Source organism: Achromobacter sp. ISS7, assembly GCF_056523125.1.
Genome location: NZ_JAWRZD010000001.1, coordinates 1,558,631 through 1,577,379, shown reverse-complemented (window position 1 = coordinate 1,577,379; position 18,749 = coordinate 1,558,631). Strand labels below are relative to the sequence as shown.

14 protein-coding genes and 1 pseudogene are annotated in these 18,749 nt (G+C 68.2%); 6 read left to right on the top strand and 9 right to left on the bottom strand.

Annotated elements, in window-relative coordinates:
* Nucleotides 1-10 precede the first annotated feature (10 nt).
* Together AC1HFW_RS07325 and AC1HFW_RS07320 are read left to right on the top strand one after the other, a co-directional pair.
* Nucleotides 11-1,681, top strand: coding sequence for an ABC transporter permease (locus tag AC1HFW_RS07325; RefSeq protein ID WP_061071360.1), 1,671 nt, complete (start codon nt 11-13; stop codon nt 1,679-1,681).
* A 5-nt stretch (nt 1,682-1,686) separates the two neighbouring features.
* Nucleotides 1,687-2,463 (top strand): ABC transporter ATP-binding protein, encoded by a 777-nt coding sequence (locus AC1HFW_RS07320; RefSeq protein ID WP_241073281.1) that lies wholly within the window; start codon nt 1,687-1,689, stop codon nt 2,461-2,463.
* 13 nt (nt 2,464-2,476) lie between these two features.
* Here the strand turns inward: AC1HFW_RS07320 and AC1HFW_RS07315 are convergent, their stop codons facing one another.
* On the bottom strand, nt 2,477-3,454 hold the full coding sequence (locus tag AC1HFW_RS07315) for a Bug family tripartite tricarboxylate transporter substrate binding protein (RefSeq protein WP_061071361.1): 978 nt from the start codon (nt 3,452-3,454) through the stop codon (nt 2,477-2,479).
* A 521-nt stretch (nt 3,455-3,975) separates the two neighbouring features.
* On the opposite strand from AC1HFW_RS07315, the gene AC1HFW_RS07310 reads away from it, so the two are divergent.
* Nucleotides 3,976-5,112 (top strand): RNA ligase RtcB family protein, encoded by a 1,137-nt coding sequence (locus AC1HFW_RS07310; RefSeq protein WP_479282472.1) that lies wholly within the window; start codon nt 3,976-3,978, stop codon nt 5,110-5,112.
* Complete coding sequence (gene prfH, locus AC1HFW_RS07305) at nt 5,112-5,735, top strand: peptide chain release factor H (RefSeq protein ID WP_479282470.1); 624 nt, start codon at nt 5,112-5,114, stop codon at nt 5,733-5,735. Before AC1HFW_RS07310 ends, prfH begins: the two co-directional genes overlap by 1 nt.
* Nucleotides 5,736-5,795: 60 nt before the next feature.
* Here prfH and AC1HFW_RS07300 read toward each other — a convergent pair whose 3' ends face one another.
* Both AC1HFW_RS07300 and AC1HFW_RS07295 read right to left on the bottom strand, forming a co-directional pair.
* Entirely contained in the window at nt 5,796-6,701 is a 906-nt protein-coding gene (locus AC1HFW_RS07300) for a pirin family protein (RefSeq protein ID WP_479282468.1), read from the bottom strand.
* Nucleotides 6,702-6,778: 77 nt separating this feature from the next.
* Nucleotides 6,779-7,477: a pirin family protein gene (locus AC1HFW_RS07295; protein WP_479282466.1), complete on the bottom strand. Its 699-nt coding sequence runs from the start codon at nt 7,475-7,477 to the stop codon at nt 6,779-6,781.
* 183 nt (nt 7,478-7,660) lie between these two features.
* On the opposite strand from AC1HFW_RS07295, the gene AC1HFW_RS07290 reads away from it, so the two are divergent.
* Nucleotides 7,661-8,575, top strand: coding sequence for a LysR family transcriptional regulator (locus tag AC1HFW_RS07290; RefSeq protein ID WP_198484139.1), 915 nt, complete (start codon nt 7,661-7,663; stop codon nt 8,573-8,575).
* A 189-nt stretch (nt 8,576-8,764) separates the two neighbouring features.
* On the opposite strand, the gene ntrC is transcribed toward AC1HFW_RS07290, so the two are convergent.
* The 5 genes from ntrC to rdgB form a co-directional block, all read right to left on the bottom strand.
* Nucleotides 8,765-10,267 (bottom strand): nitrogen regulation protein NR(I), encoded by a 1,503-nt coding sequence (gene ntrC, locus AC1HFW_RS07285; RefSeq protein ID WP_104021505.1) that lies wholly within the window; start codon nt 10,265-10,267, stop codon nt 8,765-8,767.
* The gene (gene glnL / locus AC1HFW_RS07280) at nt 10,267-11,331 is read right to left on the bottom strand and encodes a nitrogen regulation protein NR(II) (RefSeq protein ID WP_006394781.1); all 1,065 of its coding nucleotides are present in this window, start codon (nt 11,329-11,331) and stop codon (nt 10,267-10,269) included. Before glnL ends, ntrC begins: the two co-directional genes overlap by 1 nt.
* Nucleotides 11,332-11,520: 189 nt before the next feature.
* Entirely contained in the window at nt 11,521-12,933 is a 1,413-nt protein-coding gene (gene glnA, locus AC1HFW_RS07275; protein WP_479282464.1) for a type I glutamate--ammonia ligase, read from the bottom strand.
* Between the two features lie 184 nt (nt 12,934-13,117).
* Nucleotides 13,118-14,341, bottom strand: a complete 1,224-nt coding sequence (gene hemW, locus AC1HFW_RS07270; RefSeq protein WP_479282462.1) for a radical SAM family heme chaperone HemW — start codon at nt 14,339-14,341, stop codon at nt 13,118-13,120.
* A gap of 37 nt (nt 14,342-14,378) precedes the next feature.
* A complete protein-coding gene (gene rdgB / locus AC1HFW_RS07265) occupies nt 14,379-15,002 on the bottom strand; it encodes an RdgB/HAM1 family non-canonical purine NTP pyrophosphatase (protein ID WP_061074337.1) in 624 nt (207 codons plus the stop codon).
* Between the two features lie 126 nt (nt 15,003-15,128).
* On the opposite strand from rdgB, the gene AC1HFW_RS07260 reads away from it, so the two are divergent.
* The gene (locus AC1HFW_RS07260) at nt 15,129-16,985 is read left to right on the top strand and encodes an EAL domain-containing protein (RefSeq protein WP_225856653.1); all 1,857 of its coding nucleotides are present in this window, start codon (nt 15,129-15,131) and stop codon (nt 16,983-16,985) included.
* A 147-nt stretch (nt 16,986-17,132) separates the two neighbouring features.
* On the opposite strand, the pseudogene AC1HFW_RS07255 reads toward AC1HFW_RS07260, so the two are convergent.
* Nucleotides 17,133-18,566: pseudogene (locus AC1HFW_RS07255) on the bottom strand (methyl-accepting chemotaxis protein); the annotation flags it as partial.
* Between the last annotated feature and the right edge of the window lie 183 nt (nt 18,567-18,749).

The following is an 18,749-nucleotide window of genomic DNA, read 5'->3' as shown; positions in this document are numbered from 1 at the left end:
CTTGTGAAGCATGCATACAGATTCCCTGCCCCGGCCGCTGCGTTTGCGCTGGGCTGAACGCGGCACCGGCTGGCTGGCCGGCGCCGTCCTGATCGGCCTGGCGGTGCTGGCGCCGGTGCTGACCCTGGTCTGGTGGGCCCTGGGCGGCGACCTGTCGCACTGGCGCCACCTGGCCACCTACGTATTGCCGCAGGCGCTGGCCAATACCGCCATGCTGCTGGCCGGCGTCGGCGTGCTGGTGACGCTGCTGGGCACCGGCTCGGCGTGGCTGGTGACGGCCTACGAATTCCCCTCGCGGCGCGCGCTGACCTGGGCGCTGCTGCTGCCGCTGGCGGTGCCGACCTACATCATCGCCTTCGCCTATCTCGATCTGCTGCACCCGATCGGTCCGATCCAGAGCGCCATCCGCGCCCTGCTGGGCTACGACAGTCCGCGCCAGTTCCGGCTGCCGGACCTGCGTTCGATCCAAGGCGCGATCTTCGTGCTGGGCTTCGTGCTGTATCCCTACGTCTATCTCAGCACCCGCGTCATGTTCATGACGCAGGCCGCCAGCCTGCTGGAGGCGGCGCGCACGCTGGGCGCGGGCCGCTATGGCGTGTTCTTCCGCGTGGCGCTGCCGCTGGCGCGGCCGGCCATCGTGGTCGGCGTCAGCCTGGCGCTGCTGGAAACCCTGAACGACATCGGCGCCTCGGAGTTCCTGGGCGTGCAGACGTTGACCGTGTCGGTCTACACCACCTGGGTCACGCGTTCCGACCTGGCCGGCGCGGCGCAGATCGCGCTGACCATGCTCGCCATCGTGATCGGCCTGATCCTGCTGGAGCGCCATGGCCGCAAGCGCCAGCGCTACGCCAACACCCAGCGCATGCGGCCCATGCAGCCGCGCCGGCTGCGCGGTCCCGCCGCGGCGCTGGCGGCGGTGCTGGGCTGGATCCCGGTGATCGTCGGCTTCGTCGCGCCGGCGCTGTACCTGGTCGTCGAGACCTACAAGCGCCTGCATATGGTGGGCGGCGTCTCCAGCCAGCTGCTCAACGGGCTGGGCAACACGCTGATCGTGGCATTCAGCGCCACCATCGTGACGCTGGTCTGCGGCCTGATCGTGGCCTGGGCCGGCCGCACGCTGCGCGAAAGCGCCGGCTTCAATCCGGGCCGCGCCTGCGCCCGCGTCGCCAGCCTGGGCTACGCCGTGCCGGGTACCGTGCTGGCCATCGGCCTGCTGACGCCGTTCGTCTGGATCGACACCGCCGTGGCCAAGGTCTTCGGCGGCAGCGGCCTGTTCCTGATGGGTTCGATGGCGGCGCTGGTGTGCGCCTACGCCATCCGCTTCCTGGCCATCTCCACCGGCGCGCTCGAAGCCGGCCTGGCCCGCATCCCGCCGTCGCTGGAACAGGCCTCGCGCCTGCTGGGCGAGAGCTCGGCCGGCACCTTGCGCCGCGTCCACCTGCCGCTGCTGCGCCCCGCCCTGGCGGCCAGCGCGCTGCTGGTGTTCGTGGACGCCATGAAGGAACTGCCGGCCACGCTGCTGCTGCGGCCCATGAATTTCGACACGCTCGCCACCTGGCTCTATGCCGAAGCGGCCCGCGGCACCTACGAGGAAGGCGCGGTCGCCGCGCTCGCGATCGTGCTGGCCGGCCTGCTGCCCGTCATCCTGCTGGCCCGCACCAATCTGAAAATGGGACATTGAACATCGTGCCCGATCTGCTTGAACTCGATCACCTCTCGCTGGCGTACGACACGCCCAAGGGCCTGCGCCCCGTGGTGCAGGACCTGACGCTGGGCCTGCCGGCCGGCCATATCGGCTGCCTGCTGGGCGAATCCGGCTGCGGCAAGACCACCGTGCTGCGCGCCATCGCCGGCTTCGAGCCGGTGCGCGCCGGCCGCATCCTGCTGGACGGCACGGTCATCTCCTCGCCCGCCGAACAGGTCGCGCCGGAAAAGCGCCGCGTCGGCATGATGTTCCAGGACTACGCGCTGTTCCCGCACCTGTCGGTGGCGCAGAACGTGGCCTTCGGCCTGCGCCGGCTGGAACGCGCCGAGCGCGCCCGCCGGGTCGAGGAAATGCTGACGCTGGTCGGCCTGGCGCACGTCGCCAACAGCTATCCGCACGAGATCTCCGGCGGCCAGCAACAGCGCGTGGCCCTGGCCCGGGCCCTGGCGCCCTCGCCCGACCTGCTGCTGCTGGACGAGCCGTTTTCCAACCTGGACGTGGACACCCGCGAGCGCCTCGCCTTCGAGGTGCGGGAGATCCTGAAAACCACCGGCCACACGGCCATCCTGGTGACGCACAACCAGGCCGAGGCCTTCGCCATCGCCGACCGCATCGGCGTGATGGCGGCCGGGCGCATCGCGCAGTGGGACACGCCCTACAACCTGCACCACCACCCGGCCGACGACTTCGTGCGCGACTTCATCCGGCGCGAAGCGCTGGCCGAGCAGCGCGAACAGGTCTTCGCCCGCGGCCGCTAGGCGCCGCCCGTACTCAGTCCGCCGACAGCTTGACCTTTTGCGACAGCGCCTTGAACGACTCGTACTGGCTGCGGGTCAGGCGCTCGACTTCGGCGGGCGTCGAGCCATAGGGCATGAAACCGGCCTGTTCCAGCTTGTCCTTGACGTCCGGCATCGCCAGCGCCGCCTGGAAGGCTTCGCTCAACGCGGCCGTGATTTCTGGCGGCATCCTGGCCGGACCATAGACCGCGAACCACGGATCCACCACCGCCCCGCCATAACCCAGCTCGGCCAGCGTCGGCACGTCCGGCAGGGCCGGCGCGCGCTTGCTACCGGTGACCGCCAGCGCGTGGACCTTGCCCGACTTGATGTGCGGCAGCGAGGCCGGCAGGTTGTCGAACATGATCGGCAGATGGCCGCCCAGCAGGTCGTTCAGCGCCTGCGCGCTGCCCTTGTAGGGAATGTGCTGCATGCCGACGCCGGTGAGCTGGTCGAACATCACGCCGGCCAGGTGCATCGAGGTGCCGGTGCCCGGCGTGCCGAAGGCCGTGCCCGGGTGCTGCTTGGCGTAGGCCACCAGGTCCTTGACGCTGTCGACCTTGAGCGACGGGCCGGTCTCCAGCACCACCGAGGACGCGCCCAGCATGCTGATGCCGGTGAAGTCCTTGGTCGGGTCGAACGGCATCGACGGATAGACGAAGGGATTGAGCGCGTTGGTGGAAATGGCGCCGAAGCCGATGGTGTAGCCGTCCGGCGCGGCCTTGGCCACGGCATCCATGCCGATGTTGCCGCCGGCGCCCGGACGGTTCTCGACGATGACGGGCTGGCCCAGTTTCTCGGCGACCTTCGCACCGGCGGTGCGCGCCACCAGGTCGGTGGTGCCGCCCGCGGTGTAGGGCACGATGAACACGATGGGCTTGGCCGGATAGCCGGCGGCCTGCGCGGCGGCGGCGCCATGGACCAGCGCCAGCGCGGCCAGGCCGCGCAGCGCGTTCAGGGTAAAGCGTTGCATGATGTCTCCATCCCGATTGTTATCACGTTAGGGATGCGCATCATACTTTGTGGCGCAATTCAGACGCCATGACGAACGAAATCTCGGTTCTTCGCGTGCAACCCGATCAACCTGCCGCGATCGATGATAGAGTGCGGACTTCCCGGCAAGCGACGCCTTGATTGCGTCCCGGCTTCGCCGGCCCCGAGGCGCCGCGCCCGATGCGCGGCCCCGCCCACACCCCACCGTACTGCACAGGAGGAAAGCACCATGCAACAACAGACTTCTCCCGTTGCAGGCCGCGTCTAGCACGTTCGAATTTCCTTGCCGCATCCATAGCGGCAGACCATTCGCATTGCCTTGGCCCGGACCTGCCTGACAGGGTCTCTCATTCGTACCGCATCCACACGGCTGCGGCCGCTGTGAACGCCTCGCCATTGATCGCCTGCGCGCGCCGCGCTTTCGCGGCGGGCCTTGGCGCGACCCGGCGCGTGCGACCGCACTGAGAGCCAGCCCTCCTCATGACCTGATCTGGAATTTCCATGGGCAATTGCATTCAAGCATTGTCCGAGCGCGTGACATTGATCGCCTCGGACGACACCTGGATCGAAGGCAACGCGATCCAACAACTACACACCACCGCCAGGCTCGCCGGCATGCGCCGCGTCGCGGGCATGCCGGACCTGCATCCCGGACGCGGCTACCCGGTGGGCGCCGCATTCTTCTCTTGCGCACGCCTGTATCCGGCCCTGATCGGCGGCGACATCGGCTGCGGCATGGCGCTCTGGTCGACCAATCTGAAAAGCCGCAGAGTCGCGCCGGACAAACTCGACAAGCGGCTGCGCAACATCGACGAACCGCTGGACGACACGTGGCAGGCGCTGGTATCGGAGCTGGCGCCCGCCGGCGTGGGCCATCGGCAGGCGCTGGGCACCATCGGTGGCGGCAACCACTTCGCCGAGCTGCAGTGCATCGATGAAATCCACGATCCGCAGGCATTGATGGCCTTGCGCATCGACGAGAAAAAACTGCTGCTGCTGGTTCACAGCGGTTCGCGCGGCCTGGGCCGCTCAATACTGGAGGAACATGTCCGTCGCCATGGCCATGACGGCCTCGAGCAGGACAGCCCCGCATGCCGGGACTACCTGGCGCAACACGGCGGCGCGTTGCAATTCGCGCGGGCCAACCGCCACCTCATTGCGCGCCGCATGCTGGCACGGTGGGGCGTGGAAGGCGAACAGGTACTGGACGTCGACCACAACCTGGTGACCCCCGCCACCATCGCCGGAGAAGCGGGCTGGCTGCATCGCAAGGGCGCGACCCCGTCCGACGGCGGGCCGGTCATCATCCCCGGTTCGCGCGGTGACTTCAGCTATCTGGTGGCGCCGATCGCCAGCGAGGCCAGCCTGTTCTCGCTGGCGCACGGCGCGGGTCGCAAATGGATGCGCAGCGAATGCAAGGATCGGCTGTTCAAACGCTACAGCGCCGCGCAACTGAGCAAGACCCGGCTGGGCAGCCACGTGATATGCCAGGACAAGCATCTGATCTACGAGGAGGCGCCGGAAGCCTACAAGCCCGTGGACAGCATCATCGCCAGCCTGCAACAAGCGGGCCTGCTGACGGTGCTGGCCCGGCTGCGACCAGTGTTGACCTACAAGACCCGGGGGGACTGCTGCTGATGATGCTGCTACAGTTATCCGCGGCCCAGGGGCCCGACGAGTGCTGCCTGGCGGTCGCCAAGGCCCTCGCCTACCTGTTGCGCGAGGCCGAGGCCCGCGGCGTTGGCGTCGATATCCTCGAACGGGAGACCGGCGACAAGGCCGGCACGTACCGTTCGGTGCTGCTGGCCCTCGACGGCCCCGGCGCAGCCGACCTGGCCGCGTGCTGGGAGGGATCGATCCAGTGGATCTGCCCCAGCCCCTATCGCCCTGGCCATCAACGCAAGAACTGGTTCATCGGCGCCTTGCGTTGCGACCCGCCCGCCATCCGTCTCGACGCGGAAATACGCTTCGAAACGACGCGCTCATCCGGGCCGGGCGGCCAGCACGTCAACAAGACGGAATCCGCGGTGCGCGCGACGCACGTGGCGACGGGCATCAGCGTGAAGGTACAGTCCGAACGCAGCCAGCATGCCAACAAGCGCATCGCCGCGCTGCTGATCGCGCATCGGCTGGCCCAACATGAGCAGGCCGCGCACGCCACGGAACGCGCCAGGCGGCGCCAATTCCACCACGAGGTGGCACGGGGCGGCCCCGCGCGCGTGTTCAAGGGCGAGGCGTTCGAGCTGCTGAACGCCCGATAGACGACGAATCGACCGGAGCCGCCGGGCGCATGCCGCCCCGACGCTCCGGCCGGCGCCGGTTCAGGCGCGCGGCGGCGGCAGCGGGATGAACTCGGTCTCGTCGCCCGGCACGGTCTGGCCGAAGCGGTTGCGCTGCCAGTCTTCCTTGGCCTGCTCGATGCGGTCCTTGCTGCTGGAGACGAAGTTCCACCAGATGAAGCGCGGGCCTTCCAGCGGCTCGCCGCCGAGCACCGCGAAACGCGCGTCGGTACAGGCGCGGATCTGCACCGGGCGGCCGGGCGCGAACACGATCAGGCGGCCGCTCTCGAACACCTGGCCGTCGATCTCGACGGAGCCGATCGCCAGGTAGGCGGCGCGCTCTTCGTGTTCGGCGGGCAGCACGGTGACGGCGCCGGCGCGCAACTGCATGTCGCCGTAGAACAACGACGAATGGGTCTTGACGGCCGAGGTCTTGCCGAACAGCGATCCGGCCACGACCTGCGCGCGCACGCCCTCGCCTTCGACCACGGGCTGCGCATCCAGGCCGTAGTGGGTGAAGCCGGGATCGGTTTCCTCGTGCGCCTTGGGCAGGCCGACCCAGATCTGCAGGCCGGCCAGGCGTTGCGCGGCCTGGCGGCTTTCTGGCGACGAGCGTTCGGAGTGGACGATGCCGCGGCCGGCCGTCATCCAGTTCACCTCGCCGGGCAGGATGGTCTGGGTGTTGCCGGCGCCATCGCGGTGCACCATCGAGCCTTCGTACAGATAGGTCACGGTGGACAGGCCGATGTGCGGATGCGGGCGCACGTCGATGCCCGAGCCCGCCGAGAACTCGACCGGACCCATGTGGTCCAGGAACACGAACGGGCCGACGGTGCGGCGCTGCGCCGAGGGCAGCGCGCGGCGGACTTCGAAGCCGCCCAGGTCGCTGCTGCGCGGGACCACCACGGTTTCGATCTGACTGTCGCCGGGTTGGGACAAGGTGGACATGGGAATGCTCCTGTAGGTTGGCCTGCTTGGGGCCATGTTAAGGCCGGGCGGATCGGCGATCCACCCGGCTGCCGGCGTCAGGCCAGATCGAACACCAGCACTTCGGCGTTGTCGCCGCCGGACAGCGCCACCCGCGTTTCATCGCTGATGGCGACCGCGTCGCCGGCCGCCAGCGCGACGCCGTTGACCGTCAGGCTGCCGCGGGCCACGTGCACCCAGGCGCGGCGGCCGGGGGCCAGTTCCAGCGTGGCCGACTCGTCGCCATCGAACAGGCCGGCGTAGAGCCGCACGTCCTGATGGATCGTCATCGAGCCATCGACGCCGTCGCCCGAGACCACGGCTTGCAGGCGGCCGCGCTTTTGCGCATCGCTGAAGGCCTTTTCTTCATACTCCGGCGCGATGCCGGTGACGTTCGGCTCGATCCAGATCTGCAGCATGTGCGTTTCCTTGTCGGCGCGCGGGTTGAACTCGGAGTGCATCACGCCGCGGCCGGCGCTCATCCGTTGCACGTTGCCGGGCTGGATGGTGGAGCCGCTGCCCATGCTGTCCTTGTGCGCGATGGCGCCGTCCAGCACGTAGGTGATGATCTCCATGTCGCGGTGGCCGTGGGTGCCGAAGCCGCGGCCGGCGGCGATACGGTCGTCATTGATGACGCGCAGCGCGCCAAAGCCCATGTGGGTGGGATCGTAGTAGTTGGCGAACGAGAAGGTGTGGAACGAATCGAGCCACCCGTGGTTGGCGTGACCGCGTTCGGCGCTACGGCGAAGGGTAAGCATAGTGGACTCCCTGTTTCAAATAAGTGAATGATTTCGCGGTGGCTGGCTTCCTTGCCTTGTGGCTGGAAGCCGCGCCGCTCAACCGGCATGAATGACATTGTGCGCGCACTCGCAAGTCGGTTTGACGCTATGATTTGAAGAAACCATTCAAATTATTTGAACGATATTTGCCGGAGCCGCCCCATGCAGCCGATCACCCCCGAATTGCTCGTCCTGGTGGACGCGATCGCGCGCCACGGCAGCTTCGCCAAGGCGGCGCGCGAGCTGGACAAGGTGCCCTCCGCCGTGACCTACGCGATCCGCAAGCTCGAGGACGGGCTGGACGTGCTGCTGTTCGACCGCTCGGGCCACCGGGCCGTGCTGACGCCGGCCGGCGAGGCCTTGCTCAAGGACGGCCGCCACGTGCTGCAGTCGCTCGACGACCTGGCCTGCCGGGTCAAGCGCATCGCGACGGGCTGGGAGGTGGAGCTGCGCATCGCGGTAAGCGCGGTGCTGCCGTGGCGGCCGCTGTACGACCTGGTCGAGGAATTCCAGGCGCTGGGCAGCGCGACCACGCTGCGTTTTTCGACCGAGGTGCTCAGCGGCAACTGGGATGCGCTGACCTCGAACCGCGCCGACCTGGTGATCGGCGCGGGCGCGGCGGGCGAGCCGACCGGGCCCTACCGGTCGCAGACCATGGGACAGGCGCAGTTCGGCTTCTGCGTGGCGGCGCACCACCCGCTGGCGTCGCTGCCGCAACCGTTGAGCCGGGCCGACATCACGCGCTATTGCGCGGTGGTGGTGGCGGATACGTCGCGCAACCTGCCGCCGCAGTCACGCGGCATCCTGGCGGAGCAGCCGACGCTGGTGATGCCGACGATGCAGGCCAAGATCGAGGCGCAGATCCGCGGGTTGGGATGCGGCTATCTGCCGTTGACCCTGGCGGCGCCCTATCTGGCGCAGGGCGTGCTGGTGATCTGCGAGACCGACGAGGGGATGTCGCTGACCGAGCATGTGGCGTATGCGTGGCGGGCGGAGGCGCCGGGGGAGGCGCTCAAGTGGTGGCTGCAGAAGTTGAAGTCGCCTCGGCTTTGTGAGGGGTTGCTGGGGATGGCTTGATGGAGGTTGCTCGCTGCCGGAGGGGGGCTTGGCTGGGGCGTGCAGGCGGGTTTGCTGCGCTGCTGGAGCTGTGTATTCGCGGAGAGCTTGCATTGCCCGTCAGGTAGGGCCGCGCGGGCGGCCGCTACCTGACTTACGCGGTGGTGGATGGTGGCGCAGTGGGCGCTGCGCGCGGGGGGAGACTGAGGTTTACTCGTCTTCGATGCCTAGTTCCCGCAGTTTGCGGGTGATGGTGTTGCGGCCGATGCCTAGTCTTGAGGCGGCTTCGACGCGGCGGCCGCGGCTGGCGTCCAGGGCGCTTTGGAGCAGGATCTTCTCGAACTGGCGCGTCAGGGTGGCCATGACGGCGGGTTCGCCGCGTTCGAGGCGGTACTGGGCGTCGCGCAGCAGGGAGTCCTGCCAGTTGCGGGGGGTGGCTTCGTCGGCGACGGCGGGCGCGGCGTGCTGGACCACGGTGCCGATGGCGGCGACGCTGGCGCCGGCTGGCGGGCGCGGCGATACCGTGCCGGCGGCCGGCGCGTGCTCCATGGCGCGGATTTCGGGCGGCAGGTCGGCGCGTTCGACGGTCTGGCCGGGGGCCATGACGGTGAGCCAGTGGCAGAAGTTCTCCAACTGGCGCACGTTGCCGGGGAAGTCGAACTTGGTCAGGACGGCCAGCGCTTCCGGGGTCAGGCGCTTGACCGGCACGCCGAGCGCGCGGGCGCTGGCGGTGAGGAAGTGGTTGGCGAGCGCGGGGATGTCCTCGACCCGTTCGCGCAGCGGCGGCAGGCGCAGGCGGATGACGTTCAGGCGGTGGAACAGGTCTTCGCGGAACAGGCCCTGCTCGACGCGCTGTTCCAGCGGCTGGTGGGTGGCGGCGACGATGCGCACGTCGACCCGCACCGGCTGGGCGCCGCCGACGCGGTAGAAGCTGCCTTCGGCCAGCACGCGCAGCAGGCGGGTCTGCAATTCGATCGGCATGTCGCCGATTTCGTCCAGGAACAGCGTGCCGCCGTGGGCTTCCTCGAAGCGGCCGCGGCGCAGCGTGTTGGCGCCGGTGAAAGCGCCGCGTTCATGGCCGAACAGTTCCGCTTCGAGCAAGTCGCGCGGGATGGCGGCGGCGTTCAGCGCCACGAACGGGCCGCCGGCGCGCATGCCGTGGCCGTGCAGCGCGCGCGCCACCAGTTCCTTGCCGGTGCCGGACTCGCCGGTGATCAGCACGGTGACCTTGGACTGCGCCAGCCGGCCGATGGCGCGGAACACTTCCTGCATGGCGGTGGACGACGACTGCGTCATCATCCAGCGCTCGTTGTTCTGGGCCTCGCCCTGCCCTTCGGGGGTTTCGGGCTGGGTCGATTCCTGCATGGCGCGCTGGATCAGCGCCACCGCTTCGTTGACGTCGAAGGGCTTGGCCAGGTAGTCGAAGGCGCCGCCCTGGAAGGCCGACACCGTGCTATCCAGATCCGCGAAGGCGGTCATGACGATGACCGGCAGGCCGGGATGGCGTTCCTTGAGCTGGCGCAGCAGCTCGAGGCCGTTGCCGCCAGGCATGCGGATATCGGACACCAGGGCGACGGGCGTGTCGTGCGCCAGCGCGTCGAGCACGTCGGCCGCCTGGGAGAAACTGCGGGTGGGGACGCCGGCGCGGGCCAGGGCCTTTTCGAGGACCCAGCGGATGGCCTGGTCGTCATCGACGATCCATACGGGTTTCATCAGAGTGCGGGCTCCATCGGTAGGACCAGGCGGAACTCGGTGCGCCCGGGTCGGGATTCAAATTCGATGATGCCTCCGTGCTGCTGCACGAAATCCTGGGCCAGGCTCAGGCCCAGGCCGGTCCCGCCCGCGCGGGCGGTGACCAGGGGATGGAAGATGCGGTCGCGGATGTGGTCCGGCACGCCGGGGCCGTTGTCGATGATGGACAGCTCCAGCGCCAGGCGGTGCTGGCGGTGCGCCAGCATGACCTGCCGCGCGACGCGGGTGCGCAGCGTGACGACGCCGGGCTCGAGCCCGGGCGCCTGCGGCCGCGCCACCAGTTCCTGCGCGGCGTTGCGGGCCACGTTCAGCACCGCCTGCATCAGGCGGGCGGCGTCGCCCTTCAGGTCGGGCATGGAGGCGTCGTAGTCGCGCACCAGCGTGACGTCGTTGCGGAATTCGGCCTGGATCAGGGCGCAGACGCGCTCGCAGATCTCGTGGATGTTCACCGGCCGCGCGTTCAGCGGCACACGTTGCGGGCCGCTCAGGCGGTCCACCAGCGCCTGCAGGCGGTCGGCTTCGGAAATGATGACCTGGGTGTACTCGGCCAGCGCCGCGCTCGGCAGCTCGGCTTCCAGCAGTTGCGCCGCGCCGCGCAAGCCGCCCAGGGGATTCTTGACTTCATGCGCCAGGTTGCGCAGCAATTCGCGATGCGCCTCGATCTCGTCGACCAGGCGATGGTTGCGGTCGGCCAGCACGCGCTGCTCGATCTCGCGGGTCTCGATCAGGACCGGCCAGGCCTGGCCGCTCAATCCTACCGTGGTCACGGCCACTTCCACCGATTCGGCGGCGCGGCGCAATGAGGCCAGTTGCCTGACGTCGGCATACCTGCCGGCCGCGGCGCGGTCGATGGACGATTGGATGTTTTCCGGATTGTCGAACAGCGTGGCGGCGGAGTGGCCGCACAGCTGCTTGCGGGAACGGCCGAACAGATCCTCGGCGGCCGCATTGGCGTATTCGATATGCCCGCGTGCGTTGACCAGGAAAACGGACGTGGCAAGCAGATCGAGAGCTTCTACATTCATTTTTCAACGTACCCGAATGACTACAGGGGGAAATCGGAACACCGGCCCGGCGGCGCCCGGGTGGGGCGCCCTGCCCGCCGGCACGGGGCCGGACGGGCGGGTCTTGGGTCGGCGACCTGGCGGTGCGCGTGGTGTCGGCCCTGGTTTCTGCCTACATCATCGCGCTCCCCCAGCCACAGCCTCTGGAAATCAGAGGCTGTAGTACATGTCGAATTCGACCGGGTGCGTGGTCATGCGCAGACGATTCACATCGGCCATCTTCAGGTCGATGTAGGCGTTGAGCATGTCGTTGCTGAACACGCCGCCGCGGGTCAGGAACTCGCGGTCGTTGTCCAGCGCTTCCAGCGCCTGTTCCAGCGAGGAGCACACGGTCGGGATCTTCGCGTCTTCTTCCGGCGGCAGGTCATACAGGTTCTTGTCGGCCGGATCGCCGGGGTGGATCTTGTTCTGCACCCCGTCCAGGCCGGCCATCATCAGGGCCGAGAACGCCAGGTACGGGTTGGCCAGAGGGTCCGGGAAGCGCGCTTCGACGCGGCGGCCCTTCGGGTTGCCGACGTACGGAATGCGGATCGAGGCCGAACGGTTGCGGGCCGAGTAGGCCAGCTTGACCGGGGCTTCGTAGTGCGGAACCAGGCGCTTGTACGAGTTGGTGCCGGGGTTGGTGATGGCGTTCAGCGCGCGGGCGTGCTTGATGATGCCGCCGATGTAGTACAGCGCGAATTCCGACAGGCCGGCGTAGCCGTTGCCCGCGAACAGGTTCTGGCCATCCTTCCAGATGGATTGGTGCACGTGCATGCCGGAACCGTTGTCGCCAACGATGGGCTTGGGCATGAAGGTGGCGGTCTTGCCGTAGGCATGGGCCACGTTGTGCACGATGTACTTGACGATCTGGGTCCAGTCGGCGCGTTGCACCAGGGTGCTGAACTTGGTGCCGATTTCCAGCTGGCCGGCGCCGGCGACTTCATGGTGGTGCACTTCGACCGGCACGCCCATTTGTTCCATCAGCAGGCACATTTCCGAACGCATGTCCAGGAACGAATCGACCGGGGGAACGGGGAAGTAGCCGCCCTTGACCGCGGGACGATGGCCGGTGTTGCCGCCGTCGAAATCCAGGCCGGTGGACCAGGAGGCCTCTTCCGACTTGATCTTGACGAAGGTGCCCGACATGTCGGTGTTCCAGGTCACGCCGTCGAACACGAAGAATTCGGGTTCCGGACCGAAGTAGGCGGTGTCGCCCAGGCCCGAGGCCTTCAGGTAGGCTTCGGCGCGCTTGGCCAGCGAGCGCGGGTCGCGGTCGTAGCCCTTCAGGTCGGACGGCTCAACCACGTCGCACGACAGGATCATGGTCGGCTCTTCGCGGAACGGATCCAGGTTGGCGGTCGACAGGTCGGGGATGAGCAGCATGTCGGAGGCTTCGATGCCCTTCCAGCCCGGGATCGACGAACCGTCGAAGGCCTGCCCGCTTTCCAGCTTGTCTTCATCGATCGCGGTCGTGGGCACCGACACGTGGTGCTCGCGGCCGACCGTATCGGTAAAGCGGAAATCCACGAATTTGACTTCGTTGTCGGCGATCTGTTTCAGGACGTCTTTCGGGCTTGCCATGTCATCTCCATTAGATAAAAGGGTCGAGGGCTGTGCCGCTCGACTGGCATAAAAGAGGGAAGCAATAAGCGTGCCAGGTCTTACCCCCGGGATTGCCCGGGGAAGGCTGCCAGTTCATGGGGCAATGTAGCACCATAATGGTGCAAAGAATGGGGCATGATTGCCCCATCTTGGTGCCTGATTACTACAGGAACATTTCCTGCAGGTCATTCAGGAAGCGCCAACCCAGGGGCGTGGCCCGCAGGCGGGTGGGATCGGCGTCCAGCAGGCCCTTGCTGGAGGCTGCCTCCAATTGGTGCGCGATGGCGGCCAGCGACAGGCCGGTGCGCTCATTGAACAGGGTGGCGGCCACCCCATCCTTCAGGCGCAGCGCGTTCAGCATGAACTCGAACGGCAGCTCGTCGGGACCGACCTGGCGGCTTTCGGCCAGGTGGCTGCCGTCGCGGGCGGCGGCGGCCTGCATCCAGGATTCCGGGCTGCGCAGGCGCGCCTCGCGCACGATGCGGTCGTGGAACGACAGCTTGCCGTGCGCGCCCGGCCCCAGGCCCAGGTAGTCGCCGAATTCCCAGTAATTCAGGTTGTGGCGGCAGCGGGCGCCGGGCCTGGCATAGGCCGAGACCTCGTAGCGCGCCAGGCCGGCCGCGGCCAGCTCGGCCTCGACGGCGTCCTGCATGGCGGCGCTGGTGTCGTCGTCCGGCAGGTCCTCGGGCGGGAACTTGGCGAACACCGTGTTCGGCTCCATCGTCAGGTGATAGAGCGACAGATGCTCGGTGCCGAAGCCGATGGCCTGGCGCAGGTCGCCCACGCAGGCCTCCAGGGTCTGACCCGGCAGCGCGAACATCATGTCCAGGTTGACGCGCGGCGCGGCGCGCTGGGCCATCTCGATGGCGGCGCGGGCCTGCGCCGAATCATGGATGCGGCCCAGCTTCTTCAGCTGGGCGTCGTCGAAGCTCTGGATGCCGAGCGAGAAACGGGTCACGCCGCTGGCGGCGTAGTCGCGGAAACGGTCGGCCTCGGCGGTGCCGGGGTTGGCCTCCATGGTGATTTCCGCATCGGGCCACACGTTCAGACAGGCGCGCAGCATGGCCAGCAGCTCGTCCAGGCCGGCGGCCGACAGCAGGCTGGGCGTGCCGCCGCCGATGAACACCGAGACCACCTGGCGGCCCCAGATCGACGGCAGCGCCTGTTCCAGGTCGCTGCGCAGCGCGTCCAGGTAGGCGCGTTCGGGAATCCCGCCGCCCGGCGCGGCGTGCGAATTGAAATCACAGTACGGGCACTTGCGCACGCACCAGGGCACGTGCACGTAGACCGACAGCGGCGGCAGGCTGGTCAGGGTGGCGCCGGCCGGGGTGACCAGGCGCGAGCGGGCCGCGCCCATTTCGGAGCGGATGGGGATGGTGATGGACATTCGTATTCCTGGCGGCGGCGCGCACGCGCCGCCGGGGTCAAGCCTGGTTCAGCTTGCTCAGCAGTTCGCGCAGGGCGCGGGCGCGATGGCTGATGCGGTTCTTTTCCTCGGGATCGAGCGCGGCGGCGGTCAGGCCCTGGTCGGGCAGGTAGAAGTGCGGATCGTAGCCGAAGCCGTTCTCGCCTTCCGGCTGGTCGATGATCTCGCCCTGCCACAGGCCTTCGCCGATCAGCGGGCGCGGGTCGTTTTCACCGCGCACCAGCGCCAGCACCGCCACGTAGCAGGCGCTGCGGTCGGTCGCCGACGCCAGCTTGCTGACCAGCAGCGCATTGTTGGCCTGGTCGGATTTCTCGCCGCCGTGCATCTTGGCATAGCGCGCCGAATACACGCCCGGGGCGCCGTCCAGCGCGGCCACGCACAGGCCGGAATCATCCGCCAGCGCCGGCAGCCCGGTCAGGCGGCTGGCATGGCGCGCCTTGGTCAGCGCGTTCTCGACGAAGGTGACGTGCGGCTCTTCGGCCTCGGGCACGCCCAGGTCACCCTGGGGCACCAGCTCGATGCCGAGCGGCGCGAACAAGGCGGAGAACTCACGCAGCTTGCCGGGGTTGTTGGACGCCAGCACGACGCGGCGCAGGGATTCGGGAATCTTGGGGGATGTCATGGGGTAAATTGTATAGGGCGCCGTCACGGCCCCGGCCTGCAAGTTACGTGTCAGCGCAACAACACAGACATATTTCATTGTCAATATGGACAATCTTGTCACTGATCGTATCTGAACGCCCCGGCGATGAACCCACTTCACGCTTTGCCACGGCCGGTTGCGGCCAGCGCGCCCACCCTTTCTGCCGGCGCCGCTGCGCCAGCCCCCGTCAGCCTGGCGGGCATCCTGCGCGAACGGCTGCTGCGCCCCCGCTTCCAGCCGGTGATCGACCTCTCGCACAGCCGCATCTATGGCCATGAAAGCCTGATCCGCGGCCCGGTCGACACCACCCTGCACTTTCCCGACGCCCTGTTCGCCGAAGCCCGCCGCCAGGGCCTGCATCCGCAACTGGAGCTGGCCAGCTTCCGCGCCGGCGCCCAGGGCTTCGACCAGAACCCGGCCGCCGGCAAGCTGTTCCTGAACCTGTCCGGCTCGGCCCTGATCCACTACTGGACGCTGTGGGGCGACGAAATGCCGCTGCGCCTGCTCAAGGATTGCACGCTGGCGCCGTCCAACATCATCGTCGAGCTGACCGAGCAGGATCCGCTGTCCGAGCACATGTCGACGCTCGGCAGCGCCTTCGCCTGCCTGCGCGAATACGGCATGCGCATCGCGCTGGACGACTACGGTGTCGGCAATTCGAACCTGCAGCTGTGGGCCGAGATGCAGCCCGACCTGGTCAAGATCGACCGCTATTTCTTCAACGGCATCGGCCACGACGACCGCAAGCAGAACATGGTGCGCGCCATCCTCAAGGTGGCGCAGTACCTGGGCACCGCCATCGTGGCCGAGGGCATCGAGACCGCCGAGGACCTGGCGGTGGTGCGCGACCTGGAGATCCGCTACGCCCAGGGCTGGCTGCTGGGCCGCCCCGACGAAGCCCTGCTGACCGAACTGACCCCGCCCCTGCGCGATTCGCTGCGGGTGCGCGCGCCCGCCCCGCTGTCGCAGCGCTCGGCCGGCGGCACCGCCGCCAGCCTGCGGGTCGAGGCCCCGGCGGCGCTACTGAACAAGCACACCAACGACGACGTGCACCGCCTCTTCATCGAGCACAAAAGCCTGCACGCGGTGGCCGTGGTCGATGGCGACAACCGGCCGGTGGGCATCATCAACCGCCGCGACTTCTCCGAACACTACGCGCAGCGCTACACCCGCGAGCTGTTCGGCCGCGACGCCTGCTCGACCTTCATGAACGGCGAACCGGTGCTGGTCGACCTGGACGTGTCGATCGACCAGCTCAGCCACGTGCTGATCTCGGAAGACCAGCGCTACCTGATGGACGGCCTCATCATCACCCGCGACGGCCGCTACGACGGCCTGGCCACCGGCGAGACGCTGGTGCGGTCGGTGACCGAAATGCGCATCGAGGCCGCGCGCTACGCCAATCCGCTGACCTCGCTGCCGGGCAACATCCCCATCAGCCGGCACATCGCCACGCTGCTGGAGGACGCCGCCGATTTCACCATCTGCTATGGCGACCTGAACAACTTCAAGCCGTTCAACGACGTCTATGGCTATTGGCGTGGCGACGACATGATCATGCTGACCGCCGACGTCATCAAGCGCCACTGTGATCCGCTGCGCGATTTCGTCGGCCATGTCGGCGGCGACGACTTCGTGGTGCTGCTGCGCAGCCCCGACTGGAACGAGCGCATCCAGCGCGTCATCGCCGAGTTCAACGAGCGCGCCATGGACCTGTATGACGACGAAGGCCGCCGTAACGGCGGCATCGAGGCCGAAGACCGCTACGGCGTGCCGCGCTTCTTCCCGTTCGTGACGCTGGGTGTCGGCGCGCTGACCGTCACCCCCTCCCTATGCGAGCGCATCCGCCCGGAGGACATCGCGTCGGCCGCTGCCCATGTCAAGCACAAGGTCAAGCATGGGAACCTGTCGCTGGTGGCCGAGCGCTACAGCGGCGGCGCCCTGCCGCAGCTCGTGCCCTGACCCCTGCCCGGCGGCCTGCGCCGCCTGGGCGATCTGGAAGACCGACACCGCCCGCTGCAGGCCCTGGGCCTGCAGTTCCAGCGCGGCGGCCGCGGCGGCGGTCTGTTCGACCATCGCCGCGTTTTCCTGGGTCGAGCGTTCGATATCGGCCACGGCGTCATTGACCGAGGCGATGCCGGCGGCCTGCTCGGCCGTGGCGCTGGAGATTTCCGCCACGATCTGGGTCACGCGGTCGACCGAGGTCAGCATGTCGCGCATGGTGTCGCCGGCCAGGTTGACCTGGCGCACGCCGACTTCGACGCGCGAGGTCGAATCCTCGATCAAGCCCTTGATTTCCTTGGCCGCCTGCGCGCTGCGCTGGGCCAGCGAGCGCACTTCGCCCGCCACCACGGCGAAGCCCTTGCCCTGCTCGCCGGCGCGCGCGGCTTCCACCGCCGCGTTCAGCGCCAGGATATTGGTCTGGAAGGCGATGCTGTCCACCACCCCGACGATCTCGCCGATGCGGCGCGCGCTGTCGGCGATGCCCTGCATGCTGGTCACGACTTCCTGCACCGCCTGCCCGCCGCGCTGGGCCAGCTGGGTGGCGCTGAGCGCCTGGCGGCTGGCCAGGTCGGCGTTGCCGGCGGTCGTCTGCACCGTGTGGGCCAGCTGGGTCATGTTGGCCGCGGCCTCCTGCAGCGAACCGGCCTGGCGCGCGGTGCGGTCGGACATGTCGGCCCCGCCCGCGGCGATCTCGCCCGAGCCGGTGTGGATCTCTTCCACGCCATGGCGCACCGACGCCACCGCCGCCGACAGGCCGGTCTGCATGCGGCGCATGGCCGAATACAGCACGCCGATCTCGTTGTCGCCGTGGACCGCGATGTTGCCGGTCAGGTCGCCGTCGGCGATGCGGTCGAAGTGCGCGCCGGCCTCGTTCAGCGGGCGCAGAATGCGGCGGCGGAACGCCAGCCGGATCAACACCGCCAGCACCAGCACGAAGCCCAGCACCGCCGCGGCCACCACCGTCACGCGCTGCATGGTCTGGCTGGCGCCGGCCACCGCGGCCTGGCCCTGCTGGCGGGCGTAGGCCTGGTAGGCGTCGGCCTGCTTGACGTAGGTGGAGCCGGACACCGGCAGCACCTTGTCCACCAGCCGGTTGACCTCGATGCCGTTCCAGCCCTTGATGGCCTTGAACATGGGCGCCAGCGTCTGGTCGGCGAAGGCCGCATAGGCCGCCAGCGCCTGGTCGAACAAGGGCGCGCCCTGGGCGCTGGTATCCGCATTGGCGCGCAGCCGCGCCAGGCTGGCCGCGGCCTGCTTGAGCAGCTTGTCGGCCTGGTTGAGCGACTGGTCGCGGGCCTCTTCCAGGCCGCCTTCCATGGCGGTCTTGGCGTCCGTCAGCGCGGCGCGGGCCTGGAACAGGCTGCTGGTCATGTCCGACAGGTCGCTGGCGCGCTCGATGCTGCCCCGGCCCAGCGCCTCGATGTCGGCGCGGTTCTCGCGCAGCACGAAGATCCCGGCCGCCGCCGCCAGCGCGAACAGCACCACAAACACCGCGAGAATGGCCGAAACCGCCGTGGTCACCCTGAGATTTTTCCGCATATCCATCCGTCTGTTGCATCGCCACAAAGGCGTATCGGCGCGATTATGGGGATGCAGTTTGGCAATTTCTTGACACAACCCGCCCTCTCGCATGACGAACGGCCGTCACATAAGTGCGCTTTTGCGAACAGGAACCCGGTATTAATGAATTGTGAATTGGCAGGCGTGGCGCGTTACGGCACA